We start from the raw sequence: 24908 nt of genomic DNA on the forward strand, positions 1-24908 counted from the left end.
AGTACCGTCCGCGCGACATAGTTCGCCATTTCCCCGTGGGAGAGTATCGTTTCGCGAGAAACGGTCGCCGAAGGAGCAACCGCCCCGGAATCTCTCAGGCCAAAGGATCGCGGGGGATAGAACGATCTGGAAAGCGGTGAGGGCCTAAGCGCCCGCCACCCACCGAAGGGGTAAGCCCCGCCCGGCATCCGTTATGCCGATGCGGTCGGTCACACTCTCAGGTTCCATGACAGAGGGGGCACGATACCGGGAAACCGGTGCCGGGTCATTGTCTTGGATAGGGGGAGCACCGTTTCGATGTCGTCCGAAACACTGAAAACCACGCCGCTTCACGCGCTGCATGTCGAATTGGGCGCGAAGATGGTGCCGTTCGCCGGATACGACATGCCGGTGCAATATCCCTTGGGTATCCTCAAGGAACATCTCCACACGCGTGAGGGCGCCGGTCTGTTCGATGTGTCCCATATGGGGCAGGCGTGGCTCGTCTCCGAAACCGGCGACGATCCGGCCATTGCCTTCGAAAGTCTGGTCCCCGCCGACGTCCAGGGCCTCGCCCCCGGACAGCAGCGATACAGCCAGTTGCTGAACGACGACGGCGGCATTCTGGACGATCTGATGGTTACCCGCCCCTTGTCGGAATTCGGATCGGATCGTCTGTATCTGGTCGTCAATGCCGCCTGCAAAGATCAGGATCTCTCCCATATCGCCGAGGCATTGAAGGGCCGTCTGCGGGTCGAGCCCTTGGAAGACCGCGCACTCTTGGCCCTGCAGGGACCGAAGGCTGCTAATGTTGCCGCGCGCCTGTTCGGGGAAGAACTGTCCTTCCTGCCCTTCATGGGGCAGGCCCGCATCGATTGGCTGGGGGCCGATCTGTGGTTCAGCCGGTCCGGCTATACCGGGGAGGACGGCTACGAAATCTCCGTCCCCGCCGACAAGGCGGAGTCCCTGGCGCGGGTCCTATTGGCGGAACCGGAGGTTGAGGCAATCGGCCTCGGCGCGCGGGACTCGTTGCGCCTGGAAGCGGGCCTATGCCTTTACGGGCATGATATCGACACCACGACAACGCCGGTGGAGGCAGGGCTGGTCTGGTCCATCGGCAAACGCCGCCGGACCGACGGCGGATTCCCGGGCTTTGACACCGTTGCCAAGCAATTGGCGGACGGTGCCGCGCGTAAGCGCGTCGGCATTCTGCCGGAAGGCCGCGCCCCGGCCCGCGAAGGCACGCCGATCCTGGACGCCGACGGTGCGGAAATCGGCATGGTGACCAGTGGCGGCTTCGGCCCCACACTCGGCGGGCCGGTCGCCATGGGCTATGTCCCCAAGGGTTTCGCGAAGGACGGGACGCCCGTCTTCCTGTCCGTTCGGGGCAAGGCCCTGCCCGCCAATATCGTTAAATTGCCTTTCGTTCCCCCCGGTTTCTATCGGGTTTAAACTTGAATTACCCATCCTTCAGCCATCGCCAACAGGGAGCAGAGTAAATGGCCGATCGTAAGTTTTCCGAAGAGCATGAATGGATCGAAGTCGACGGTGACGTCGCCACGGTCGGGATCACCGATCATGCGCAGGAACAGTTGGGCGACATCGTCTTCGTCGACCTGCCGGAAGTCGGTACGGAACTGAACAAGGACGACGAAGCCGGCGTCGTCGAATCAGTGAAAGCCGCCAGCGAAGTCTATGCCCCCATCGGCGGCGAGATCGTGGAAGTCAACGACACCCTGACCGACAATCCGGCCCTGGTGAACGAGGATGCCGAAGGCGACGGCTGGTTCTTCAAGATCAAGATCGCCGATCCGGGCGAGTTGGACGATCTGATGAGCGAAGCCGAATATAAAGATTTTATCGCCGACTGACCGTTACGGTGAGGCGAGGAGGAAATAGATGAGTTTCGATAGCGACGCACGCCTGACCCTGGACGACCTGGAAGTCCATCACGACTTCGTCCGGCGCCATATCGGGCCGGGCAAGACGCAGATTGCGGACATGCTTTCTACCTTGGGCTACGACAGTGTCGACGCCCTGATCGAGGCGACGGTTCCGAAGAAAATCCGGATCGACGCGCCGCTCGATCTCCCCTCCTCCCTCAGCGAACGGAAGACCCTGTCCGCCCTGCGACTGATCGCGGAACGGAACAAGGTCCTGACCACCATGATCGGCATGGGCTACTACGGCACGATCACGCCGCCAGTCATCCTGCGCAATGTGCTGGAAAATCCGGGCTGGTATACGGCCTATACCCCCTATCAGGCGGAAGTCAGCCAGGGCCGCCTGGAAGCCCTGCTGAACTATCAGCAAATGGTGATCGACCTGACCGGCATGGACATGGCCAATGCGTCCCTTCTGGATGAAGGCACGGCGGCGGCCGAAGCCATGGCCATGGCCCACCGCGTATCGAAATCCAAATCCGACGCCTTCTTCGTCGATCGGGACGTGCATCCCCAGACGTTGTCCGTACTGAAAACCCGCGCTTGGTCGCTGGGCCTGACGATCGTGGAAGGCGACGCCTTTACCGATCTGGCGGATGCCGATGTCTTCGGCATGTTGATCCAATATCCGGGATCGTCCGGTCAGGTGCGCGACATCACGCAGCCGATCGCCCTTGTGAAGGAAAAGGGCGGCCTCGCCGTCGTGGCCAGCGACCTGATGGCGCTGGTCATGCTGCGCTCTCCCGGTGAAGTCGGGGCGGATATCGTCATCGGTTCTGCCCAGCGTTTCGGCGTTCCCATGGGATATGGCGGGCCGCATGCCGCCTTCTTCGCCACACGGGAAGACTGCAAGCGCCAGTGTCCGGGCCGTATCATCGGCGTCTCCGTCGATGCCGAGGGCAGAAAAGCCCTACGCATGGCGCTGCAAACCCGCGAACAGCATATCCGCCGGGAAAAAGCGACCAGCAACATCTGCACGGCGCAGGTCCTGCTGGCGGTGGTCGCGGGCTTCTATGCCGTCTATCACGGGCCGGACGGGCTGTACCGCATCGCGCGCCGCATTCACCGCAAGGCGGAAATCGTGGCGGAAGCCCTGCGCCGTATGGGCTTCGAGATCGTGCACGACACGTTCTTCGACACGATTCAGGTCCGCAAACCGGGTCAGGCGCCGCGCCTGCTGGCCAAGGCACGCGAACACGGCATCAACCTACGCTTCGTGGATGCCGATACGCTGGGCATTTCCGTCGACGAGGCGACCAAGCGGTCGGATATAGAAAATCTGTTTCAGGTCTTCTCCTCCAAGGCATCCAGCCAGGTATCCATCGAAGACCTGGATATGGAAGTCGCGGACGACACGATCCCGCATCTCCTGCGCCGGACGCCGGACAGCTATCTGACCCATCCGGTTTTCAACCTGTATCACGGCGAAACGGAAATGCTGCGCTATCTGCGCTGGCTCGCCGCCAAGGATATCGCGCTGGACCGCGCCATGATCCCGCTGGGGTCCTGCACGATGAAGCTGAACGCCACGACGGAGATGATCCCGATCACTTGGCGCAACTTTGCCCATCTACATCCCTTTGCGCCGCTGGATCAGGCCCAGGGGTATCAGCAGATGTTCGAGGATCTCGAAGAATGGCTGTGCGAAATCACCGGCTATGACGCCCTGTCGCTGATGCCCAATGCGGGCAGCCAGGGCGAATATGCGGGGCTGCTGGTCATCCGGCGCTATCACGAAAGCCGCGGCGACCATCACCGCACGATCTGCCTGATCCCATCATCCGCCCATGGCACCAACCCGGCGAGCGCGATCATGGCGGGCATGCAGGTCGTCGTCGTCAAATGCGACGATCACGGCAATGTCGACATGGCCGATTTGAAGGAAAAGGCGGAAAAGCATTCCGACAATCTGGCCGCGATCATGATCACCTATCCGTCGACCCATGGCGTGTTCGAGGAAACGGTGACGGATATCTGCGACCTCGTCCATCAACATGGCGGGCAGGTCTATGTCGACGGCGCGAATTTGAACGCCATGGTCGGCCTGTGCAAACCGGGCAAGTTCGGCGCGGATGTCAGCCACCTGAATCTGCACAAGACCTTCTGCATCCCGCATGGCGGCGGCGGTCCCGGCATGGGGCCGATCGGCGTGCGTCGACATCTGGCGCCGTTCCTGCCGGAACATCCGATGGTCGACGGCCTCAACCCCTATGCCCATGAAGGCGAAGGCGATGTCGGCCCGATCGGCCCGGTTTCCGCCGCAGCCTGGGGGTCCGCCAGCATCCTGCCGATCGTCTGGGCCTATATCCGCATGATGGGTCCGGACGGCCTACGTCAAGCGACGGAAATCGCCATCCTGAACGCGAACTACATCGCCGCCCGGCTGAAGGATCATTACCCGATCCTCTATAAGGGCCGGAACGGCACCGTCGCCCATGAATGCATCGTGGATTGCCGGGCGTTCAAGGAAAGCTGCGGCATCACGGTGGAGGATATGGCGAAGCGATTGGTCGATTACGGCTTCCACGCGCCGACCATGTCCTGGCCGGTACCGGAAACCATGATGGTGGAACCGACGGAAAGCGAATCCAAGCGCGAGATCGACCGCTTCTGCGACGCGATGATCCGCATTCGCGAGGAAATCCGGGCCGTGGAAGACGGATCGTCGGACCGGGAGGACAATCCCCTGGTCAACGCCCCGCACACGCATCACCTGCTGATGGAAACGCCCTGGCCTAAATCCTATTCCAAGGAACAGGCCTTCTTCCCCCTACCGGCAAACCGGGAGGACAAATACTGGCCGCCCGTCGCGCGGGTCGACAATGTCGCGGGCGACCGCAACCTCGTCTGCACCTGCCCCCCGCTGGAGGCCTATCAGGAAGCGGCGGAGTAAAAGACGCCTTATCGATCACCGGACGCGGCGTTTCTTTCGCTTCGGATCCAGGCTTCCGCTTCCTCCAGGGAGCGGAAGACGCGCCGCGTCTGGTCGATCGCGGATTCGAAACTGGAATTGATCAGTTTCGCGATCATGCGTTCGCCTTCCGACGACACGACGGTGGCAACCAGTGCGCCTTCTCGGATCGGCGGATCGTCCCGGTATGCGGACAGTTCCTTGATTTCCTCCGCGCTCAACTCCCCGATATTGGAATGCCGCATATCCCAAATCGCGGGCATGCCGTCGCGATATTCCGGCACCTCCGCCATTTGCCGGTACAATTCCATCGCCGCGGACACCGTCACCATGGACGGCATCTCTATGCGGATATAGGAATCGCTTCCTATTCCCACGATCTCATACATTGCCCCAATACCACCCCAACGAGAGTCTCACCCACCGCACGCAGCATACCTAATTGTTTTTCCTGCGCAACATACCCCCGATGGATGTGTATGCGTGTGATTCCCGCGAAACGATTCCACGTGGTGAAATTGGGACCTATTCGAGAGCCGGGCGACGATCTACCGGGCAAGAACCCAGCATTTCGCCGCGTCGATTGTGGGAAAGATTTGGAGCGTCTGCTTGTGGTCGGCGGCGTATATCGTCAGCAGAATTTTCAGGATCACCCCTTTTGCATCGTCGGAGGCGACGACACCGACGCGAAATCCGTCTCGATTGGGGCCGCCTTCATCATAGGCGGCGACGACGGACAGGTCGTCGTAGTTCAAATCGGTTATATCGATTTCCCGCATATCCCAGACCGTCGGCCAACCGTCCCGATACCGAACGTCTTCTTCCAGGCGACGATAGGTATCGATTACCGCTTGCGCGGTCAGACGCATCCTGAACGTCACCAAAAGGCATCCGTTCAAAGGCTCGATGCTCACTGTTTCGACCATCTCCGGCAATCGTCCCTCTCTATGCATCCCCGCCGGACATCCCCGCTAGGCGGCGCGGCGATATAATAGATTAGATATACCAGTTTCCCGCCAACGAACCAGCCGACCCGAGCTGTCGGCGCGGACGAAATGACATTCCCGATGCGATTAAAGTTTCGCTTGTCTAACGGCGAAATTGGCCTTCAATCGCGCGGGAATTTTTCCGTGGGAGATGGCGATGATCGTGTTGGATGGCGGTATGGGTCGGGAGTTGCAGCGGATGGGCGCCCCGTTCAAGCAACCGGAATGGTCGGCGCTGGCCCTGATCGAGGATGCGCGCTTCGTCCGTAAGGCACATGACCGGTTTATCGAGGCCGGTGCGGATGTTATCACGACCAACGCTTATGCGGTTGTCCCGTTCCATCTCGGCGAAGAACGCTTCGCGGAGGATGGCAGCCGCCTTGCCCGGCTGGCGGCCTGCATCGCACGGGAAGCCGCCGACGCATCGAATCGCGCTGTGAAGGTGGCAGGCTCCGTCCCGCCGCTGTTCGGGTCCTATCGCCCCGACCTGTTCGACCCGGTGCGGGCCATTCAACTGTGGCCGGAAATCATCGAACCGCAGATCGAGTATGTCGATTTTTTCCTGACGGAATCCCTGTCCTGTATCGCGGAAAGCCTGATGGCGCTGGAACTGTGCGCTGCGACCGGGAAGCCGGTCTGGCTGTCCGTCACGCTGTCGGACGAAAACCCCGTCCTGCGATCCGGCGAGACCATTGCGGATTGGATCGCCGCCCTGCGCGCCAGCCCCCGCGCCGGATCGATCGAGGCAATCCTGTTCAACTGCTCCCAACCGGAAGTGATGGCGGGTGCCGTCCATGCCGCGGCGGACGTGATGGCCGGGACGGATTGGAAGATCGGCGTCTATGCCAACGCCTTCCCGAAAGTACCGGAAGAGGCCCAGGCAAACGCCGGACTGGCGGAAATCCGCAAGGACCTGACACCCGAACGCTATGCCGAATTCGCCGACGCCTGGAAATCGGAAGGGGCGCAGATCATCGGCGGATGCTGCGGTATCGGCCCGGAACATATCGCGGCCCTGCGCGCGGCCTGACGGCCCTGCACGCGTGCTCAGTCAGTTTCGGCGGTCGTTTTCCGCCGCAGCACAGGTTTCAGGACGGGTTTTGCGCGGAATTCCGCTTTTCTAGGCCCGCCCTCCCCGGTAAAACCGCCGGGAACTTTGAAATGGCACAGTATTGCCGAACGTTGACGATTTTAGAGAGGATGTGACCGATATGGCCTCCAACAAGACTCTTTTGATGCTGCCGGGCGACGGGATCGGGCCGGAAGTTTGCGATGAAGTCCGCAAGGTTGTGGATTGGATGGACAAGCGCCGGGCGGTCACCTTCGACATCAAGGAAGACAAGGTCGGCGGCGCGGCCTATGACGCCTATGGCACCCCGTTGACCGACGACGCCATGGACAAGGCGCAAAACGCCGATGCCGTGCTGTTCGGGGCCGTCGGCGGGCCGCAGTATGACAATCTGGGCTGGGACGCGCGACCGGAAGCCGGTCTGCTGCGCCTGCGCAAGGAAATGGACCTGTTCGCCAATCTGCGCCCGGCGGTGACGTTCGACGCGCTGCTGGAAGCGTCGACCCTGAAGCCGGAAGTCGTCCAAGGCCTGGACATCATGATCGTGCGCGAACTGACCGCGGGCGTTTACTTCGGCGAACCGCGCGGCATGCAGATGTGGGAAGGCAAGGAACGCTGCATCGATACGCAGTCCTACACCCGCGACGAAATCGTGCGCGTGGCGGAAGTCGCCTTCGACCTCGCCCGCAAACGGAACAAGCGCGTCGCGTCGGCGGAAAAGGCGAATGTTATGAAGACCGGCGTTTTCTGGCGCCAGACCGTCGCGGAAGTCCACAAGGACGGCGGCTATGACGATATCGAACTCAGCAACGTTCTGGCCGACAACTGCGCCATGCAGCTTGTCCGGAATCCGAAGCAGTTCGACGTCATAGTGACCGACAACCTGTTCGGCGACCTGCTGTCCGACGTGGCGGCGATGCTGACCGGCTCGCTGGGCATGCTGCCCTCCGCGTCGTTGGGCGCCGTCGACGAATTCGGCCGCCGCAAGGCCCTGTACGAGCCGGTGCACGGCTCCGCGCCGGATATCGCGGGTCAGGGCAAGGCGAACCCGATGGCCATGCTGCTCAGCTTCGCCATGGCTTTGCGCTACAGCTTCGACCTGGGTGACGACGCCGATCTGGTGGAACAGGCCGCCCAGGCCGTGCTGTCCACCGGCAAGCGCACGCTGGATATCATGAGCGCGGGCTGCGAGGCGATTTCGACCTCTCAGATGGGCGATGCCGTCATCGCCGAACTGGACAAGCGCGCCGCGTAATGACGCAACGAACCGTACCGGCGCCCTGGTTGCCCGCGCTGTTGCTGGCGGCCCTGGTGCCGGTGCTGGTTTGGTCCTATATCGCGCCCCATGACCGCGCGACCTGGTGGATGGAAGCCCTGCCGGTCGCAATCGCGGTGCCGCTTCTGGCGGCGACCTGGAAACGCTTCCCGCTCACCCCACTCCTCTACATTCTGGTTTGGCTGCATGCCGTCATCCTGCTGGTCGGCGCGCATTACACCTATGCCCTCGTCCCGATCGGCGATTGGGCCCGGGACACTTTCGATCTCAGCCGAAATCACTATGACCGCCTGGGTCATTTCGCGCAGGGCTTCGTCCCCGCCATCGCGGCGCGCGAATTGTTGATCCGGCTGACGCCGCTGAAGCGCGGCGGCTGGCTGTTCGCCGTCGTCACCCTGTCCGTTCTGGGGATCAGCGCCGCCTACGAACTGATCGAATGGGCCGCCGCCGAACTGACCGCCGACGGCGCGGAAAGCTTCCTGGGCAGCCAGGGCGATGTCTGGGACGCGCAGAAGGACATGCTCTTGGCCCTGATCGGCGCAGTGGTCGCGCAAATCGGACTGGGTCGGATTCACAGACGCGCCCTGCAACAACTGTAATATTTCATTGTTAGGCTGGCGGGTCCCTTTCATGAGAGAGACCCATGGTCCAAACAGCCCAACCGGAACCGCCCCTATTTCCTCGCCCCCTTCTGCCCGTCGGCAAACTGAGTTACGTCCTGCCAGACGATCCGCTGCCCCTGCGTGCGGCGGTGCGGGTGATGGAACGGTTGAGCGGATCCGGCAAGCTGGAGAAGCTGTATCGTCGCTGGCGGGTCGAAAAATACGCGCGCGGCGCGCCGTTTTGGGAATCGGCCCTGGAAATGCTGGGCGTCGACCTGCGGCTGCACGGCGCCCCGTGGCCCCCGGCGGTGGCGGAAGACGAACCGCGCATCATCATCGCCAACCACCCGTTCGGCCTGATGGATGGGGTTGCCGCAGCGGCGCTGGCGGAGCGGCTGGGCCGACCGTTCAAGGTCATGGTGCATGAGGCGCTGATGCGCGTTCCGGAACCGGAACCCTATCTGCTGCCTGTCGATTTTTCGGAATCGCGGGAGGCGATGCAGAAGAACCTGCAACTGCGCAAGGATACTCTGGCCGCCCTAGCGCGGGGCGAAACCATCGTCATCTTCCCGGCGGGCGGCGTTTCGACCGCGCCGAAGGTCCTGGGCCCGGCGGAGGACCTGCCCTGGAAGCGTTTTACCGCGCGCCTGATCCGGGAGGCCCGGGCGACGGTCCTGCCGCTGTACTTCCCCGGCCAGAACGGATTGATGTTCCACGCCGTCAGCAAGATCAGCATGCGCCTGCGCATTTCCATGATCGTCGGCGCCGCGAAACGGCACATGAACCGCCCGATCGACATATGCATCGGCGATCCGATCCGATATGACGAGCTGGAAGCCCTTGCCGGGAACCGCGACGCCTTGATGGATGTGCTGCGCGCCAAGGTCTACGGCCTGTCCTCCACGATGGGCAGCAACGACCCCTGACAATCGTCCGGGACTATACCCCCGGTAAGTTTTTCTTGCAGTGCGGTAGCGACGACACTAGTCTTGCGCCGCCTTCAATCGGTGAAGGCGGAATTTTCGAATTAGGCTCGTTCAGATGCATATGTCCGCCCCATTGGTCGCTTTGACTTTCGTTATCACGACCAAAACCACGACCAAAAAAACCACCACCGGTGTCTAGGCGGACCCCGCGCATCCGAACATGGCGATAACGCTTCATCGGGCCGGGGATTTCCCGGCCCGAAGCGTATGCGGGATCGGGATCACCGGATCGAGGATCGAAACCCGAACCACGAGAAAGGGATAAGGAAAAATGGGTTACAAGGTTGCAGTCGTCGGCGCGACGGGGAATGTCGGGCGCGAAATCCTGCGGATCATGGCGGAACGCAATTTCCCCGCCGATCAGGTTGTCGCGCTGGCGTCAGAATCGTCGGTCGGCAAGGAAGTTTCCTATGGCGACGACGATGTGCTGAAGGTTCAGGCGCTGAAACACTACGATTTCAAGGGCACCGATTTCGTCCTGTCGTCGCCGGGCGCGAAGGTCAGTGCGGAATATTCGCCGAAGGCCGGTAAGGCCGGGGCCGTCGTGGTCGATAACACCTCCCATTTCCGCATGGACCCGGATGTGCCGCTGGTCGTGCCGGAAGTGAACCCGGACGCGCTGAAGGACTTCGGCAAGAAGAACATCATCGCGAATCCCAACTGCTCCACCATTCAGATGGTCGTGGCACTGAAACCGCTGCACGATCTGGGCATCATCAAGCGCGTCGTCGTATCGACCTATCAGTCCGTATCGGGCGCCGGACGCGAAGGCATGGACGAGCTGTTCAACCAGACCCGCTCCGTCTTCGTGAACGACGCCATGGAACGTCACAAGTTCACGAAGCAGATCGCCTTCAACGTCATTCCGCATATCGACGTCTTCATGGATGACGGCTCGACCAAGGAAGAATGGAAGATGGTCGTCGAAACCAAGAAGATCCTCGATCCGAAGATCAAGGTGAACGCGACCTGCGTCCGCGTGCCGGTCTTCATCGGTCACGCCGAATCCGTGAATGTCGAATTCGAACGCGATATCGGTGCCGCCGAGGTCCGCAAGGCGCTGCAAAAGGCGGAAGGCATCATCGTCGTCGACCATCGTGCCGATGAAGGCTATGTCACGCCGCAGGAATGCGCCGGGGAAGACGCCGTCTACGTCTCGCGCATCCGCGACGACGCGACGGTGGAAAACGGCATTTCCATGTGGGTCGTGTCCGACAACCTGCGCAAGGGCGCGGCGCTGAACACGGTTCAAATCGCCGAACGCATGATCCAGGACGGCCTAGTCTAAACCCGCAAGGGTTCGGGATTGAGGGCGCGGTGGCCGGTCGGGCTGCCGCGCCCTTTTCTTTTGCGATTTCGATAGTCGCTCGGCGGGCGGTGATAGACCTCCGCGAAGACCGTATTGAAACGGCGCAGGCTGCCGAATCCGGCCTGATCCGCGATTTCCGTCATCGACAGGTCGGTATCGTCCAACAGACGCTTCGCCCGCTGGACCCGGACCGTCCGCGCGACCTGTAAGGGCGTTGCGCCTGCATGCTTCCGAAACAGACGCGACAATTGCCGCGCCCCGACGCCCAGACGATCCGCCAGCCCGTCCACGGACGCGCCCGGCCCGTCCAATGCCCCGTCCTCAATCAGCCGCAGAGCACGGGCGACCGTCGTTTGCGACCCGTTCCAGGCGGGCGAGAAAGGCGCGGTTTCAGGGCGGCAGCGCAGGCAGGGCCGATATCCCGACAACTCCGCCGCTGCTGCTGTCGTACAGTAGGTTACGTTCTCCGGCTTCGGCGGTCGCGCCGGGCAGATCGGACGACAATAAATCCCCGTCGTCTGCACACAGGTAAAGAACCGCCCATCATAGGCCGGGTCCCGCGCCAATCGCGCGCGTTCGCATTCCTCGACCGACAAAGGGGCCGGGTCGTGTGTCGTCGTGCACATCGTCAAATCCATCCGTTTCAGTTCGCCGCCCATCATCGCCCTTCCGATGCGGCGCCGATAGCGTTTTCAGAGGACGGAGTCCGAAACCGGCGACGGTCTGAAAAGAGAAAAGGCGCGGAAGCCGAAGCTTCCGCGCCTTTCCCAACTCCCCTCTCCGCGAAACTCAGACGGAGACGATGTTGCTGCCGCGTGCGATGGCGATGACGCCGGAGCGGGCGATTTCCGTGTCGCCCAGGGCGCGCATCAGTTCGATGAAGCTGTCGACCTTGTCGGTCGTGCCCTCGATCTGAAAGACGAAGCTTTCCAGCGTCGTATCCGCCACTTTCGCGCCGAAAATATCGGCGATGCGCAGGGATTCGCGGCGATTATGTTCCTTCGCGCGGACCTTCACCAGGGCCAGTTCGACCTCCACATGCGCGCCGTCCAGGGTCAGGTCGTGCACGTTGTGGATCGGGATCAGGCGTTCCAACTGCGCCTTGATCTGTTCGATGATCATTTCCGTGCCCGTGGTCACGATATTGATGCGGCTGACGCTTTCGTCTTCCGTAACGGTGGAGACGGTCAGGCTTTCGATATTGTAGCCGCGGCCCGAAAACAGGCCGATGACCCGCGCCAGAACGCCCGGTTCGTTGTCCACGATGACGGCGAATGTATGCCGCCGCACCGTTTCGTCGCCCTTCACGAAAGTATAGGCCGCCCCCGGCTGACCCACCGTACCCGTCTTTGCCATGTCGAATCTTCCTTCCGGCATATCGCTACTCTACCCTTACACCAGAACCTTACCGGCGGCGCCGATCGCTTCCTCGCCTTCCTCGACCGGGCCCAGCAGCATATCGTTATGCGCCGCGCCCGACGGGATCATGGGGAAGCAGTTCTCTTTCTTGTCGACCAGAATATCGGCCAGGACCGGCCCGTCATGAGCCAGCATTTCGTCGATCACATCATCCAACTGCCCCGGATTTTCCGCCCGCAGCCCCTTCAGGCCATAGGCATCCGCCAGCTTGACGAAGTCCGGCAGGGCTTCCGAATAGCTTTCCGAATAACGCCCGCCATGCAGCAGTTCCTGCCACTGGCGGACCATGCCCATATATTCGTTGTTCAGGATGAACACCTTCACCGGCAGGCGATATTGAACCGCCGTCGACAGTTCCTGAATATTCATCAGGATCGACGCCTCACCCGCAATGTCGATGACCAGACCGTCGGGGTTGCCCAGTTGCGTCCCGACCGCCGCCGGCAGACCATACCCCATGGTGCCCAGGCCGCCCGAGGTCATCCAACGGTTCGGCTTCTGGAAGTCGAAATGCTGGGCCGCCCACATCTGATGCTGGCCGACCTCCGTCGTGATGAAGGTCTCGCGGCCCGACGCCACGGTCTTTTCATACAGACGGCGGATCGCTTGCTGCGGTTTGATGATCTTGCCGTCGGTCTTGAAGTCCAGGCATTTCACCGCGCGCCATTCGTCGATCTGCTTCCACCAGCGATCCAGCGCCGCCGCATCCGGCTTCTTCTGGCGCGCCTTATAGACCTTGATCAGGTCTTCCAGCGCGAAACCGGCATCACCGACGATCGGCAGGTCGACGCGGATATTCTTGTTGATGGAGGACGCGTCGATATCGATGTGAATCTTCGTCGAATTCGGGGAGAACGCATCGACCCGCCCGGTGATCCGATCGTCAAAGCGCGACCCGATGGCCAGCATGACATCGCAGTCATGCATCGCCCAGTTGGCCTCATACGTCCCATGCATGCCCAACATGCCCAGATATTGCGGTTCGTTGGCCGGAAATGCGCCCAGCCCCATCAGCGTCAACGTGATCGGGAAATTGGTCATCCGGGTGAACTCACCCAGCAGCTTCGCCGCGTTCGGGCCCGAATTGATGATCCCGCCCCCGGCATAGATGATCGGACGCTTCGCGGACAGCAGCAGGTCCACCGCCGCCTCGATCCGCGCACGGTCCGGCTTCACCACCGGCTTGTAGGTTTTATGCGCAACCTGCTTCGGCATTTCATAGGTGCCGGACGCAAATTGCACATCCTTCGGCAGGTCGATCACCACCGGGCCGGGACGGCCGCTGGTCGCGATATAAAAGGCCTCGTGAATGGTCTTGGAAACCTTGTTCACGTCCTTGACCAGATAATTGTGCTTCGTGCAGGGCCGCGTGATCCCGGTCGTGTCGCATTCCTGGAACGCGTCATTGCCGATCAGATGCGTCGGCACCTGACCCGTCAGGCAGATGATCGGAATGGAATCCAGCAGTGCGTCGGTCAGGCCCGTCACCGCGTTGGTCGCCCCAGGGCCGGATGTCACCAGCACGACGCCCGGCTTGCCGGTCGACCGGGCATAGCCTTCCGCCGCATGCACGGCGCCCTGTTCGTGCCGGACCAGGATGTGGCGAATTCGGTTTTGTTTGAACAGCGCGTCGTAAATCGGTAGTACCGCGCCGCCAGGATAGCCGAATACGACCTCTACCCCCTGATCCGCCAAGGCTTTGATCACCATTTCCGCGCCGGTCAGTTGTTGGGTAGACATCGCTTTCTTTCGTCCTTTTCCAAATTGCCTATTTGCTCGCCGGGCCCATCCATCCGCTTCGGGTCCTTCCACGTCGGGCTTCCGGATTTCATTCCTGTAACACTTACTCGTACTTCAGACGGAGTCAGAAGGCTCCACCCCGCCCGATCCTGGATCGAACGGTGGGCCCTTTCCCCGTTTCAGCAATACCCCGTGCGGGTCGTCGGCCGGTCTGTCGTCGCGGTTTTCACCGCCATCGCGCCGGAAGCGTCGTCATTGCCAGGGTCGCCAGCGTCGCGCCAGGATATCATTACCAGAATACCATCATCCCGTTGCGTGCAGCGCACAATAGGAGGCGATCAAACCTTAATCAACCCGTTTTCTTCAATAAATGCAAAAAAATCACCTTCTGATCTTTTCGAAAATTGCTCATTTTTTGAAAAACTTGTAATTATCTGATTTTTAAGCCATGTGGATTGGCGTTTTGCATATTGCCGCGTGGCCGCTTTCGCGCGGGTCACGGCTTCGTCGCGCGACAATTCGCCCCGGATATGGGCCGCGAGTTCCGGCACCCCGACCGCGCGCATTAAAGGTCGGTCCGACGGAAGGTTCCGGGTCAGAAGGGTCTCGACCTCCTCCAGCGCCCCCCGTTCCATCATCATATCGAAACGCAGGTCGCAGCGGGACCGCAGGACGTCGCGCGGCGGATTCAGGGCGAAGGTCGTAAACGACAGGCCCGGCGGCGGGCCGCTCAACGGCTGCGCCTGCCAATCGGTCATCGGGCGGCCGGTCGCTTCGAACATTTCCAGCGCACGGCTGATCCGCTGCTTATCCATCGGTTCGATCCGCGCCGCCGCGACCGGATCGATACGTTGCAGCCAGTCCCAAGCCTCCGCGCCCGGCAAGGCCTCCACCCGTGCGCGAACATCGGCGCGCAGATCCGGCGGGATTTCCGGCATCGGGGACAGGCCTTCGACCATCGCTTTCAGGTAAAACCCGGTTCCGCCGCACAGGATCGGCACCCGGCCTGCCGCCAGTGCCGCCTCTATTTCGGTCAGTGCCAATGCCCGCCAATCGGCGGCGGAACATACCTGATCCCCATCCAGAACGCCGTATAGCCGATGCGGTTGCGCGGCCTCGTCCGCCACGGACGGGCGGGCCGTCAACAGGCGCAGGTCTTTGTATATCTGCATGGAATCGGCGTTGATGATCGTTCCCCGGTATCGATCCGCAAGCGCAAGCGCCAGATCGGACTTTCCCGACGCGGTCGGGCCGAAGATCACAAGGCACGGAGAGGGCGAAGCTGATAGGGTCATGTTCAACCGATAGGAAACCCGCTATGGTTCCGCAAGGCGTAAACACTATGTTAGACTGTATGCCGGTATGAAGATCGGCGCCCGGCCAGCCAGGGTACCATTCCCTTCGCTTGGAATCATGCCATAGGCTACGGGCAGCGATTGATTTTTGAATTTGATGCTTGAGATGATTATGGACGATGCGAAGTCGACAGATACGGACGTGACGCCGCCCGAGGCCGCCACAGGCGACGCCGGTTTCGGCGCTTCCGACGTCGGCAGTTTCGGGTCGGTCGCCCAGCCGATCCGCGCCGTTCCGGATGATTCATTGGATCTGCCCGCGCCGGAGGGCGCAACGCTGGAACAGGCGGTCAACGGTCCGCTGACCAGCGGCGTGGTCCCCGATGTGCCGACCGCGGACGACCTGGAATCCCTGCTGGAACCGGGCATTGTCGAATATCTCGGAAGCCTGCCGCCAATCCCGGAAATCGGACCGGACCCGCTGGATGGGCCGGTAATTCCGGCGGGTGGCTTGGCCAGCCTGATGCCGTCGGATGAATTTTCGGACGAACTGTCGGCCTTCGCCCTCATCGACTGGCCGGACGGGCCGGACCTCGACCAAATCCTCCCGGCACCACCGCCGGAACCGCCGGATCAGGTGGCGACCGGCACAAGCGCGGCAGCGGTCGAACCGGTTAGCAATATTCTGGACAATATTCTGGACCTCGATTTACCAACCGACCCGGAAGACCCGAACGGCGGTATGTTCGGCGTCTAAGGCCGCACGTCTTTATGCCATCATCATCACGCCTAGCCGCCCGTCATCATATTGACACTTGCCGTCGCGGCGCGGCTGGGATACCCGGCTTTCCATGCTGACAGTCATCACACTCGTCGCCGATGGCGACACGACCGCCCTGACCCAGGATCATATCGACGCCGCCAAGGAAGCCGCGCATCTGACCTGGGCCAAACCTTCCGACGAAATCCGCTGGCTCGCCCACGGCCGGGCGGCGGAATTCCACTGCAACGGCGCCGATGCCGACCGCATCGCCCATGCGCTGGATGCCTCGACCGGGTTGGACCGGATCGACCGCGCGGTCCAACCCGCCGAAAACCGGCGCAAGCGGGTGCTTGTGGCGGATATGGATTCGACCATGATCCAGATCGAAACCCTGGACACGATGGCTGCTGAATTGGGGATCGGAGAAGAAGTCGCGGAAATCACCACCCGGTCCATGGCCGGGGAAATGGATTTCGTCGAAAGCCTGCGCGCCCGCGTCGACCTGCTGAAAGGGTTTGAGGCCGCGCCCGCGATGGCCAAAGTGATGGATCAGGTGGTTCACACCTCCGGCGCGGAAACGGCGGTCAAAACCATGGCCGCGAACGGGTGCCTCTGCGCGCTGGTCTCCGGCGGGTTCACCTTCACGACGGAAGTGGTGCACAAAGCGCTGGGCTTCCAGCAGCATGCGGCGAACACCCTTGAAATCGACGATAACGGATTGTTCACCGGCGGCCTGACCGGTCCGATCGTCGGCCGTCCGACCAAGCTGGAAATCCTGAGCGCATTATGCGAGCGGCAGAGCGTGGACCTGTCCCGGGCCGCTGCCATCGGTGACGGTGCGAACGATCTGGATATGTTGAAAGCCGCCGGGTTGGGCATCGGGTTCTATCCGAAACCGATCGTCCGGCGGGAAGCGCGTTTCCGCATCGAATTCACCGATATGACGACGCTCGCCTTCTATCAGGGTTACGGCTCGGAAGACTTCGTTTCCTGACCGGCCATCGCGATTTCCGGCGGCACCGCCTCGGCCAGGACGACGAAACGGTCGTCCCCACCCGCTGTCAGCGCATCGAAGGGATAGCAGGTGACAAGAACGATCCGGTCGGTTTGATCGCCGACCGGGACCTGAATGCGGTCCTTCCGCATGACCGCGGTTTCGCTGACCCGATATTCCCGTACCGTTCCGTCCGGATGTTCCCACAGGATCGGGTCGCCCGCCGCGATCCCGGCCAGGAGCGCAAAATGCGTATCCCGATGCCCGAAGAAGGCGGGCAGCGGTGCATTTTCCGACAGGGTCGGGCCGAAAGCCATGTTGCGGCCCGTCGCCCCGGATAAAGCAATCCGGGACACGCCCTGACGTGGAAACACCAGACGCGCGACCGGTTCCGTATCCGCCCAGGGCCAGGGCTTATAGGCCCCGGCAACTTCCCCGTCGGCAGAGATCGCGGCCTCCCGCCGTGCGGTCCAGGCATCCTCGATCAGGATCGGGGCCAGCCACGCCTTGCCCAGGATCATACCCGTCTCGCCGATCTGCCACAGACCGACCGCGGCCAGCATCCCGGACGCAAAGACCACCGCCCGACGACGGGACAACCGTCCGATCCGCGTTTTCGGACCAGCCTCTTCATAGGTCAGACTGCTCATCGCCGGGTCCTCATGGTTGAATGGCGGCTCAAAAAGATCAGGCCGACCGATCCACCGATCAGAACGAACCCGATCAGCAACATACCCGGCCATCCCGCCGCGCCGGCCGGGCCACGGATCGCCGCCAGCGACATGCCGTCCGGCAGATTCGAGGGCACCGCCCCGCCGCCCAGATCGGCATCAGACGGACGCCGCACGGGCTTGTCGATCGCAACGAAGCTGGTAAACCGCGTGGCGAGGCTGTTGGGCAGCGCGACATCCAGGACGGCCATCCGGGCCTCGTCCTCGCTCAACACGCCGCGACGCATATCGTCCAGGATGGATTCGACCTTCCCTTCCGCCCACAGCTTCGCGATGCCGCCGGCTTCATGGATATCTTCCGGCCCGGCAGTGACCGTAAAGGGCTTGCCGTCCATCGTGCCCTTTAGGGTCAGCGTGCCGTCCCATTTTTCCATCGCCATCGGCACCATCACCGCACGGGCACCATAAAGGTCGGGGATCCGCGTGGGATAGGTTTCGGGCAACCGCCCGGCCCCATCCGTCAGCCGTAGGTCGACCGCCACCGGCGTTTCGATTTCATGATAAAATTCCGCCATGCGACGTTCGGCTTCCTTGCCGTTGGCGATCATCACGGATTGACCGGCGCCGACCTCCGCCGCCTTGCGCATGAACCAGCCGTTCGGGGCGGAACCGAGTCCGACGGTAAACACGCGGGCATGGCCCAGATTGGCCTCGATCATGCGAAACAGGTCGGCCTCGTTCCCGACCAGCCCGTCGGTCAGAAACACAATCTGGCGCAGCCAGCCTTCCACTCCCTTCTCCGCCAGCGCAGCCTTCAGCGGGTCCGCCATTTCCGTGCCGCCCTCGCTTTCCAGACTGCCGACGAAGCGCACTGCGGTTTCGACGCTGGTTTCATTGGCCGGACGGGACTCGCCGAAAAGGCGATAATACTGGTCGGAAAAGGCGATGACGTCGAACCGATCCGTCGGCTTCAACCCGCCCAACGCCCCGATCAGCGCACGCTTTGCCGCGTCGAGAGAGTCCCCATGCATCGACCCTGAAATATCGATGACGAAGGTGACGTCGCGTGGCTGGGACAGTTCCTTGATGGTGTCCGCTTCCGGCGGCTGAATGGACGCGAGGAGATAATCCGTCCCGTCGCGGTTCTCGTGGAACAGGGTCATGCCGGTTTCTTCCGACCGTTCCGTGCGCCAGCGCAGGACCATGTCGCGGTCGGCCGATTCCATTCCCATACGCAGGCCGATCCGGTATTTCCGACCATCACGCGATACGACCAGATCGTGGCTCGGGCTTTCCAGCGTCGCCAAATCCGCCCCGGCGTCCAGGTCGATTTCCAACTCTGTCGGGTTGCTGCCCCGCGTCGGATCGATGGGGAAGTTCAGCCGCGCGGCATTTTCCAACCGCTTCGCCAAGGCCGCCCGCATGGACGGATGGTCCACCGACGCCAGGGGTTCATCCGGCAGGTACCGCGGGGCGACCACCAGAGGCATACGGTATTCGAAATCGTCCCCATCCCTGACAACGGTCGACTGATATTCCAAAGTGACCGTGATCGCCTCGTTCGGGGCAATATTCGTCAGTGCCAGACTGAACATGTTCGGTCGGTCCTCATCCAGCAAGGCCGCCGTCTGACCGGCCTCTCGGGCGGCCTCATAGTCCTTTTTGGCCTGTTCACGTTCCTTGATGGCGCCTTCGACGACACGGTCGCCGATCTTGATCTGCAATTTGTCGACCGCCGCCCCTTCGGGCAGGGGGAAGCGATAGCTGCCTTCGACCCAGCTTTCCTTATCATTCGTGAAGACCTGTTCGACCCGACCGCGCGCAACGATGCCGGAAATGTCGACATTGACCGTTTGGGTCAGGCGCGGCGCGGAGGTCATGGCCGCGTCCGGATCGTTCATCGGTCGCAGGAACAACCCGTCGTAACGGGTGTCCGGCAATTCCGCCCGCGCCCGCCCGCTCAAGGCCAGGAACCCGGACAGGACGAAGACGGCCACGCAGAGCAAAACCGCGCCGCGAACCACCTTTCTGTCGCGATGCGCCCGGTAATGTCGGGTCTGATAGGAAAATGTGGTTACCTGCATGGGACCGGCCTCCTCGCTTGGTCTCTCGGATTTAACCGGTATGACGCTGGATAGCGGCGGACAGACGGGCGGGACACGGCGTTCCCAGGGAAGATTTACGGCAAAACAAGGGCAACGGAGCCTGTTACCGTCCACGCGCGCTCAAAGTGCTAGCGCCGGGACCGCGCTGGTTTATACTTGCCTGATATTCTCATAGCCTTTGGGGGGCATGACATGATTACGCGTTTACTAAGTTCAATCATCGCACTTGGTTTCGTTTTGCTTGCATCCTCCGGCCCGACAAGGGCCGTCGAACTGGTCACTGGAAACAATTACTTTCCGTATACGGATGAGCGAATTCCCGGCGGCGGCATTTCCACCATCATCGTGAAAGCCGCCTTTGAGCGCATGGGACAACCCGCGAATGTGACCTTCGCCTCCTGGGACGATGGTTATGCGGGAACGCGGGACGGCAAATATCTGGCGACCTTCCCCTATATCAAAACCGCCGACCGGGTGGAGGAATTCCTATATTCCGAAAAGCTGTTTTCCGTGCGCCCGCATATCTTCATCAATTATCAGATCGCCCTGCAATTGGAGGAACCGGAAGACCTGATCGGCCGGACGCTGTGTGTGCCAAAAGGCTGGACGATCGACAATTACCTGAAAAAAATCGCGGATGCCGGCCAGTTGAAGGTCTATAACGAAACCACGTTGGTCGGGTGCTTCCAACTGCTGTATCAGACCCGCGTCGATGCCGTGTCGATTGACCGGCTGTTGGGAACGGCCGCAGCGAAATCGGTCAAGAACGGTGCTTGGTTCAAGGTTCGACGCCTGACCAATTCTTCCAGTTCGAACTATCTGATGATTTCCAAGTCGACACCGAACGCCCAGGAATGGATCGAGAAGTTCAACGCGACCTTGGATTCCCTGCGTCGGGACGGGACAATTTCACGCCTGACGAAGGAATTCTACGCGGTCTATCCATAACACCGTCTTTGGAGCGTGGGACGGCCCGTTTTCACCGAAAAACCGGCATAGAGCATGTTGCGGTGCACCGCACATGGGCGTAGGTTGCGCGCATCCGCCAAACCCCATGCAGGATTCATCAGGAGAAAATCCATGGCTTTCCTTGCCGACCGTCTGAAACGCATCAAACCCTCAGCGACCGTTGCCGTGACCACCAAGGCGAACGAACTGAAAGCGGCGGGACAGGACGTGATCGGTCTCGGCGCCGGCGAGCCGGATTTCGAGACCCCGGAACACATCAAGGAAGCCGTCTATAAGGCGATTGCCGACGGCAAAACGCGCTATGCGCCGCCCGCCGGTATCCCGCAACTGCGCGAAGCCATCTGCCGTAAGCTGAAGCGCGACAACGGCCTGGATTACACGCCCGCCCAGATTTCCGTCGGCGGCGGCGGCAAGCAGACGATCTTCAATGCCCTGATGGCGACGGTAAATCCCGGCGATGAAGTCATCATTCCGGCGCCCTACTGGGTCAGCTACACGGAAATCGCGGCGCTGATGGAAGGCGTCCCGGTCGTCATCGACTGCCCGGTCGAAAGCGGCTTCAAGCTGCAGCCGGATCAATTGCGCAAGGCGATTACGCCGAAAACGAAATGGCTGATGCTGAACAGCCCGTCCAACCCGACCGGCGCGGCCTATACCGAGGCCGACCTGAAGGCCTTGGCGGACGTGCTGCTGGAACCGGGGAACGACCATGTCCATGTCATGACCGACGACATGTACGAATTCATTACCTATGACGACTTCAAGTTCACGACCATCGCCCAGGTGGAACCGCGCCTTTACGACCGGACGCTGACGCTGAACGGCCTGTCGAAAGCCTATTGCATGACGGGCTGGCGCATCGGTTATGCCGCCGGGAACGCCGATTTGATCAAGGCGATGAACATGCTGAACTCGCAGTCGACGACCTCGCCGACGACCTTCGTCCAGTGGGCGGCCGTCGCGGCGCTGGACGGCGACCACAGCTTCATCGCGAAGCACAATGCGATCTTCAAGGAACGTCGCGATCTCGTCGTCGGGATGCTGAACCAGGCGTCCGGCCTGACCTGTGCGACACCGGAAGGGGCGTTCTACGTCTATCCGTCCTGCAAAGGCGTGATCGGGAAGAAGACACCGGCGGGCAAGGTCATCGAAACGGATGAGGATTTCGTGACCTATCTGCTGGAAGACAAGGGTGTCGCCGCGGTGCATGGGGCGGCCTTCGGCCTGTCGCCGTATTTCCGTATCTCCTACGCCACTTCGACGGAAGCGCTGGAAGAGGCCTGCCGCCGGATTCAGGCGGCCTGCGGTGCGCTAAGCTAAGGCATAGCCTACCCTAGTTTCGAAAGGGGGAGACGGTATCTGCCGCCGCCCCCTTTTTCATGCGGGCAGCGATGTATCGTACAGCATGAACAGCAAAATCCGATCGACGCCCGTCGCCGTTCGAACCGGGTATAGAAAGCGTAGATAGCGCACCCAATTCATATCGGAAATCGTGACCTGCCCGGTACTGGCCCGAGGGTGGCCTTCCTTCAGGGTCGTTTCATATTCCGTCAGGATCCAATTCATCGCCGGGCCTACCAAGACCTGACGCAGACTGATGCCCCTAAGGCTCCGTTTCGCGATCGTGTTGATGCTTTCCCCGACAAAGCGATAAACGAAATCCGGCTCCCCGGCCTCCGTCTCGATTCGGTCCAACGTGGCGATCGCGGGCATCCAATAGGCAAAGGATGTGATGTCGAATCGTGACCAGTCGACCACGCCGTCATCTGCCATGGCCATGACCGTTTCATGCGCCTTCGTGAAGCCGCCAAGTGTCATTGCCTCCTGAAAATCAAGGGAAACCGGCATCTTCCGGCTCATCGCATCAGCAGGAATCTTTGTCGGATCGCTGTCGCGCGCGACGATGAAGTTCAGATCGGCGGAGAACATGGTTCCATGATATGTATTTTATCGGAGGGGTTGCCAGTGCAATCTAGCGGTTATCAAGATCGCAATGACGATTAAGGTTACAGCAGGGTATCGGAGAGAAACCACATGGACATCATTCGCATCATCATCGCCCTTTTCATTCCGCCGCTCGCCGCCTTTCTGACGGTCGGTATCGGCGTTCACTTCTGGCTGAACATCCTTTTGACCATTCTGGGTTTCCTGCCCGGCGTCGTGCACGCGCTTTGGCTGGTTCTGCGCAAGAACGCCTGACGTTTTTCGACCGGAAATTAAAAAGGGGCGTGCCAGGAAACCGGCACGCCCCTTTCCGTTATTCCGTTACGCGCGATCAGGCGACGGCCAGCGCCAGACCGGCCGTGGCGATGCCCGCCCCGCCGAAGCGCAGCATGGTTTCGCTGCCCAGCACGGACACCATACGGGTCAGGGCGATGCCCGCGACATGCAGCAGCGCCGTCGCGGCGACGAAGCCAAGACCATATTCCAGGCCGCTGACGCTCAACGGCATTTCCGTACCGTGGGCATGCCCGTGGAAGACCGCCAGCGCACCGACCAGCAACGCCGACGCGGCGACCGGCATATGACGGCCCAGGGCGATGACGAAGCCCAGCAGAATGACGGACCCGACAATGCCGACTTCCACGAAAGGCAGCGGTATGCCGCCGATGGAGGCGGCGGCCCCGACAATCATCATGCCGACGAAAGCCAACGGCAGCAGGTACAGCGCACGGCCGCCCTGCTGTGCGGCCAGGATACCGACGGCAATCATCGCCAGCAGGTGATCGGCGCCCCCCATCGGGTGACCGAAACCGGTTCCCAGACCGGTCGCACCGGTCGCGCCGGTATGCGCGAAAGCCGGCGTCGCGGCGAGAAGGATGGCGGCGATGGGAGCATAATTGCGAAGTTTGGTCATGAGGCCCCTGCTTTCAGGTTTTGTCGGGATGAATCCATTGCAGGCAGATTACCGCAGTTTCCTCCTCTTGCAATCTCCCGCACTGCAAAAAAAAATGTAAAAATTTACGGCATTCGCGCATGACGCGGCGCAACAATCAGGCGGTGGCGGACCCGTTCGCGATAGAAGGAATACAATCCCATCGCAATGACGACGGCGCTGCCCAGCAGGGTCCAATTGTCCGGGAACTGCCCGAAAACCAGGAATCCCAACAGAATGGCCCAAATCATCGCGGTGTATCGGAACGGGGCGACAAAGGCGATTTCCCCGACCCGCATCGTCATCACACTGGACAGATACCCAATGACAAGAAACACCGTCGATCCTGCCAGGGCTGTCAATTGAGGCGCCTGAACGGGGTGCCAATCGCTGAACGGCACCGCCAACGCCCCGATGGTCGTCACCGCGATCGATGTCATCAGCGCTGCGAAAATCGATGGAACCTTGCTTCCCAACCGACGGGTCGACAGATCGCGCAGAACAACGAACCCCACTGACAGCAAGGCGAAGGTCGCGAAACTGTTGAACCCTTCCGTGCCCGGCCGCACGATGATCAGCACACCGGTGAAACCGATCGCGATCGCCGACAAGCGACGCCAACCGACGCTTTCCCGCAGGAAGACCGCGGCGCCCAAGGTTACCGCCAGCGGCAGAGCCTGGAGGATCGCCGTCACATTGGCCAACGGCATGTTGAACAAGGCTGTCAGGAAACTCATCGTCGCGCCGATTTCCCCAATCAGACGCAGGGCCATAACGCCGATATCCCGACGTTCCAGAGAGACGAAAAGCTGCCCCCGAAAATGGGCGATCACGATCAGGGCGGCAGTCGCCATAATCCCGCGCAGAAAGAGAATCTGAAACAGCCCCAAATCCGACGATACGAGCTTCACCAGCGTATCGTTCGACACGAAAGCGGCCATGCTGATCGCCATCAGGGCGGCACCGCGGATATTGTCGGACAGAACCATAGGATGCTTATCCGGCATCCCGTAACA

The 24908-nt window shown here is 61.3% G+C and carries 24 protein-coding genes and 1 riboswitch; of the genes, 13 read left to right on the forward strand and 11 right to left on the reverse strand.

Features of this window, described 5'->3' with window-relative positions; genetic code table 11:
• Positions 1-26 precede the first annotated feature (26 nt).
• A riboswitch (glycine riboswitch) is annotated at positions 27-120 on the forward strand.
• A 177-nt stretch (positions 121-297) separates the two neighbouring features.
• Genes gcvT through gcvP form a run of 3 tightly spaced genes read left to right on the forward strand, consistent with a single transcriptional unit; the run spans position 298 to position 4815 of the window.
• Positions 298-1431, forward strand: coding sequence for a glycine cleavage system aminomethyltransferase GcvT (gene gcvT / locus HH303_RS08925; protein WP_169624915.1), 1134 nt, complete (start codon positions 298-300; stop codon positions 1429-1431).
• 47 nt (positions 1432-1478) lie between these two features.
• Entirely contained in the window at positions 1479-1850 is a 372-nt protein-coding gene (gcvH, locus tag HH303_RS08930; RefSeq protein WP_169624916.1) for a glycine cleavage system protein GcvH, read from the forward strand.
• A gap of 28 nt (positions 1851-1878) precedes the next feature.
• Positions 1879-4815: an aminomethyl-transferring glycine dehydrogenase gene (gene gcvP / locus HH303_RS08935; protein WP_169624918.1), complete on the forward strand. Its 2937-nt coding sequence runs from the start codon at positions 1879-1881 to the stop codon at positions 4813-4815.
• Between the two features lie 8 nt (positions 4816-4823).
• On the opposite strand, the gene HH303_RS08940 is transcribed toward gcvP, so the two are convergent.
• Together HH303_RS08940 and HH303_RS08945 are read right to left on the reverse strand one after the other, a co-directional pair.
• A complete protein-coding gene (locus tag HH303_RS08940) occupies positions 4824-5222 on the reverse strand; it encodes a hypothetical protein (RefSeq protein ID WP_169624920.1) in 399 nt (132 codons plus the stop codon).
• 159 nt (positions 5223-5381) lie between these two features.
• Positions 5382-5747, reverse strand: coding sequence for a hypothetical protein (locus HH303_RS08945; RefSeq protein WP_169624922.1), 366 nt, complete (start codon positions 5745-5747; stop codon positions 5382-5384).
• 229 nt (positions 5748-5976) lie between these two features.
• Here HH303_RS08945 and HH303_RS08950 point away from each other — a divergent pair, with 229 nt between their 5' ends.
• From HH303_RS08950 to HH303_RS08970, 5 genes are all read left to right on the forward strand, one after another.
• Positions 5977-6849, forward strand: a complete 873-nt coding sequence (locus tag HH303_RS08950) for a homocysteine S-methyltransferase family protein (protein ID WP_169624924.1) — start codon at positions 5977-5979, stop codon at positions 6847-6849.
• A gap of 181 nt (positions 6850-7030) precedes the next feature.
• On the forward strand, positions 7031-8143 hold the full coding sequence (leuB, locus tag HH303_RS08955; protein WP_169624926.1) for a 3-isopropylmalate dehydrogenase: 1113 nt from the start codon (positions 7031-7033) through the stop codon (positions 8141-8143).
• Positions 8143-8763 (forward strand): DUF2238 domain-containing protein, encoded by a 621-nt coding sequence (locus HH303_RS08960; RefSeq protein WP_169624928.1) that lies wholly within the window; start codon positions 8143-8145, stop codon positions 8761-8763. The genes leuB and HH303_RS08960 overlap by 1 nt, the downstream gene beginning before the upstream one ends.
• Positions 8764-8807: 44 nt before the next feature.
• Positions 8808-9692: a lysophospholipid acyltransferase family protein gene (locus HH303_RS08965; protein ID WP_169624930.1), complete on the forward strand. Its 885-nt coding sequence runs from the start codon at positions 8808-8810 to the stop codon at positions 9690-9692.
• Positions 9693-10023: 331 nt separating this feature from the next.
• Entirely contained in the window at positions 10024-11040 is a 1017-nt protein-coding gene (locus HH303_RS08970; RefSeq protein WP_169624931.1) for an aspartate-semialdehyde dehydrogenase, read from the forward strand.
• Here the strand turns inward: HH303_RS08970 and HH303_RS08975 are convergent.
• The 4 genes from HH303_RS08975 to miaA form a co-directional block, all read right to left on the reverse strand.
• Positions 11037-11723, reverse strand: coding sequence for a bifunctional transcriptional activator/DNA repair enzyme AdaA (locus HH303_RS08975; RefSeq protein WP_227421631.1), 687 nt, complete (start codon positions 11721-11723; stop codon positions 11037-11039). The two genes, HH303_RS08970 and HH303_RS08975, sit on opposite strands and share 4 nt — an antisense overlap.
• A gap of 127 nt (positions 11724-11850) precedes the next feature.
• The gene (gene ilvN, locus HH303_RS08980; RefSeq protein ID WP_169624932.1) at positions 11851-12417 is read right to left on the reverse strand and encodes an acetolactate synthase small subunit; all 567 of its coding nucleotides are present in this window, start codon (positions 12415-12417) and stop codon (positions 11851-11853) included.
• Between the two features lie 36 nt (positions 12418-12453).
• Positions 12454-14220, reverse strand: a complete 1767-nt coding sequence (locus HH303_RS08985) for an acetolactate synthase 3 large subunit (RefSeq protein ID WP_169624933.1) — start codon at positions 14218-14220, stop codon at positions 12454-12456.
• A 338-nt stretch (positions 14221-14558) separates the two neighbouring features.
• On the reverse strand, positions 14559-15515 hold the full coding sequence (gene miaA, locus HH303_RS08990; protein ID WP_169624934.1) for a tRNA (adenosine(37)-N6)-dimethylallyltransferase MiaA: 957 nt from the start codon (positions 15513-15515) through the stop codon (positions 14559-14561).
• A gap of 157 nt (positions 15516-15672) precedes the next feature.
• Here miaA and HH303_RS08995 point away from each other — a divergent pair, with 157 nt between their 5' ends.
• Both HH303_RS08995 and serB read left to right on the forward strand, forming a co-directional pair.
• Positions 15673-16272 (forward strand): hypothetical protein, encoded by a 600-nt coding sequence (locus HH303_RS08995; protein WP_169624935.1) that lies wholly within the window; start codon positions 15673-15675, stop codon positions 16270-16272.
• Positions 16273-16366: 94 nt separating this feature from the next.
• Complete coding sequence (gene serB, locus HH303_RS09000; protein WP_169624936.1) at positions 16367-17272, forward strand: phosphoserine phosphatase SerB; 906 nt, start codon at positions 16367-16369, stop codon at positions 17270-17272.
• Here the strand turns inward: serB and HH303_RS09005 are convergent.
• The gene (locus tag HH303_RS09005) at positions 17245-17922 is read right to left on the reverse strand and encodes a sortase domain-containing protein (protein WP_169624937.1); all 678 of its coding nucleotides are present in this window, start codon (positions 17920-17922) and stop codon (positions 17245-17247) included. The two genes, serB and HH303_RS09005, sit on opposite strands and share 28 nt — an antisense overlap.
• On the reverse strand, positions 17919-20027 hold the full coding sequence (locus HH303_RS09010; protein WP_169624938.1) for a marine proteobacterial sortase target protein: 2109 nt from the start codon (positions 20025-20027) through the stop codon (positions 17919-17921). The genes HH303_RS09005 and HH303_RS09010 overlap by 4 nt, the downstream gene beginning before the upstream one ends.
• A gap of 213 nt (positions 20028-20240) precedes the next feature.
• Here HH303_RS09010 and HH303_RS09015 point away from each other — a divergent pair, with 213 nt between their 5' ends.
• On the forward strand, positions 20241-20996 hold the full coding sequence (locus tag HH303_RS09015) for a substrate-binding periplasmic protein (RefSeq protein ID WP_169624940.1): 756 nt from the start codon (positions 20241-20243) through the stop codon (positions 20994-20996).
• 132 nt (positions 20997-21128) lie between these two features.
• On the forward strand, positions 21129-22337 hold the full coding sequence (locus tag HH303_RS09020; RefSeq protein ID WP_169624942.1) for a pyridoxal phosphate-dependent aminotransferase: 1209 nt from the start codon (positions 21129-21131) through the stop codon (positions 22335-22337).
• 57 nt (positions 22338-22394) lie between these two features.
• On the opposite strand, the gene HH303_RS09025 is transcribed toward HH303_RS09020, so the two are convergent.
• On the reverse strand, positions 22395-22946 hold the full coding sequence (locus tag HH303_RS09025; protein ID WP_169624943.1) for a PAS domain-containing protein: 552 nt from the start codon (positions 22944-22946) through the stop codon (positions 22395-22397).
• Positions 22947-23051: 105 nt separating this feature from the next.
• On the opposite strand from HH303_RS09025, the gene HH303_RS09030 reads away from it, so the two are divergent.
• On the forward strand, positions 23052-23216 hold the full coding sequence (locus HH303_RS09030; RefSeq protein ID WP_169624945.1) for a YqaE/Pmp3 family membrane protein: 165 nt from the start codon (positions 23052-23054) through the stop codon (positions 23214-23216).
• A 76-nt stretch (positions 23217-23292) separates the two neighbouring features.
• Here HH303_RS09030 and HH303_RS09035 read toward each other — a convergent pair whose 3' ends face one another.
• Positions 23293-23874 carry a HupE/UreJ family protein gene (locus HH303_RS09035; protein ID WP_169624947.1) on the reverse strand — a complete coding sequence of 194 codons (582 nt, stop codon included), beginning with the start codon at positions 23872-23874 and terminating at the stop codon, positions 23293-23295.
• Between the two features lie 104 nt (positions 23875-23978).
• Complete coding sequence (locus tag HH303_RS09040; protein WP_227421632.1) at positions 23979-24881, reverse strand: DMT family transporter; 903 nt, start codon at positions 24879-24881, stop codon at positions 23979-23981.
• Between the last annotated feature and the right edge of the window lie 27 nt (positions 24882-24908).

This window comes from Pacificispira spongiicola (assembly GCF_012926505.1).
Taxonomy (GTDB): Bacteria; Pseudomonadota; Alphaproteobacteria; order UBA8366; family Aestuariispiraceae; genus Pacificispira; species Pacificispira spongiicola.

Coding starts and splice junctions, on each gene's coding strand:
- gcvT (WP_169624915.1), top strand. CDS start 298: ATGTCGTCCGAAACACTGAAAACCACGCCGCTTCACGCGCTGCATGTC.
- gcvH (WP_169624916.1), top strand. CDS start 1,479: ATGGCCGATCGTAAGTTTTCCGAAGAGCATGAATGGATCGAAGTCGAC.
- gcvP (WP_169624918.1), top strand. CDS start 1,879: ATGAGTTTCGATAGCGACGCACGCCTGACCCTGGACGACCTGGAAGTC.
- HH303_RS08940 (WP_169624920.1), bottom strand. CDS start 5,222: ATGTATGAGATCGTGGGAATAGGAAGCGATTCCTATATCCGCATAGAG.
- HH303_RS08950 (WP_169624924.1), top strand. CDS start 5,977: ATGATCGTGTTGGATGGCGGTATGGGTCGGGAGTTGCAGCGGATGGGC.
- leuB (WP_169624926.1), top strand. CDS start 7,031: ATGGCCTCCAACAAGACTCTTTTGATGCTGCCGGGCGACGGGATCGGG.
- HH303_RS08960 (WP_169624928.1), top strand. CDS start 8,143: ATGACGCAACGAACCGTACCGGCGCCCTGGTTGCCCGCGCTGTTGCTG.
- HH303_RS08965 (WP_169624930.1), top strand. CDS start 8,808: ATGGTCCAAACAGCCCAACCGGAACCGCCCCTATTTCCTCGCCCCCTT.
- HH303_RS08970 (WP_169624931.1), top strand. CDS start 10,024: ATGGGTTACAAGGTTGCAGTCGTCGGCGCGACGGGGAATGTCGGGCGC.
- HH303_RS08975 (WP_227421631.1), bottom strand. CDS start 11,723: ATGATGGGCGGCGAACTGAAACGGATGGATTTGACGATGTGCACGACG.
- ilvN (WP_169624932.1), bottom strand. CDS start 12,417: ATGGCAAAGACGGGTACGGTGGGTCAGCCGGGGGCGGCCTATACTTTC.
- HH303_RS08985 (WP_169624933.1), bottom strand. CDS start 14,220: ATGTCTACCCAACAACTGACCGGCGCGGAAATGGTGATCAAAGCCTTG.
- miaA (WP_169624934.1), bottom strand. CDS start 15,515: ATGACCCTATCAGCTTCGCCCTCTCCGTGCCTTGTGATCTTCGGCCCG.
- HH303_RS08995 (WP_169624935.1), top strand. CDS start 15,673: ATGCTTGAGATGATTATGGACGATGCGAAGTCGACAGATACGGACGTG.
- serB (WP_169624936.1), top strand. CDS start 16,367: ATGCTGACAGTCATCACACTCGTCGCCGATGGCGACACGACCGCCCTG.
- HH303_RS09005 (WP_169624937.1), bottom strand. CDS start 17,922: ATGAGCAGTCTGACCTATGAAGAGGCTGGTCCGAAAACGCGGATCGGA.
- HH303_RS09010 (WP_169624938.1), bottom strand. CDS start 20,027: ATGCAGGTAACCACATTTTCCTATCAGACCCGACATTACCGGGCGCAT.
- HH303_RS09015 (WP_169624940.1), top strand. CDS start 20,241: ATGATTACGCGTTTACTAAGTTCAATCATCGCACTTGGTTTCGTTTTG.
- HH303_RS09020 (WP_169624942.1), top strand. CDS start 21,129: ATGGCTTTCCTTGCCGACCGTCTGAAACGCATCAAACCCTCAGCGACC.
- HH303_RS09025 (WP_169624943.1), bottom strand. CDS start 22,946: ATGTTCTCCGCCGATCTGAACTTCATCGTCGCGCGCGACAGCGATCCG.
- HH303_RS09030 (WP_169624945.1), top strand. CDS start 23,052: ATGGACATCATTCGCATCATCATCGCCCTTTTCATTCCGCCGCTCGCC.
- HH303_RS09035 (WP_169624947.1), bottom strand. CDS start 23,874: ATGACCAAACTTCGCAATTATGCTCCCATCGCCGCCATCCTTCTCGCC.
- HH303_RS09040 (WP_227421632.1), bottom strand. CDS start 24,881: ATGGTTCTGTCCGACAATATCCGCGGTGCCGCCCTGATGGCGATCAGC.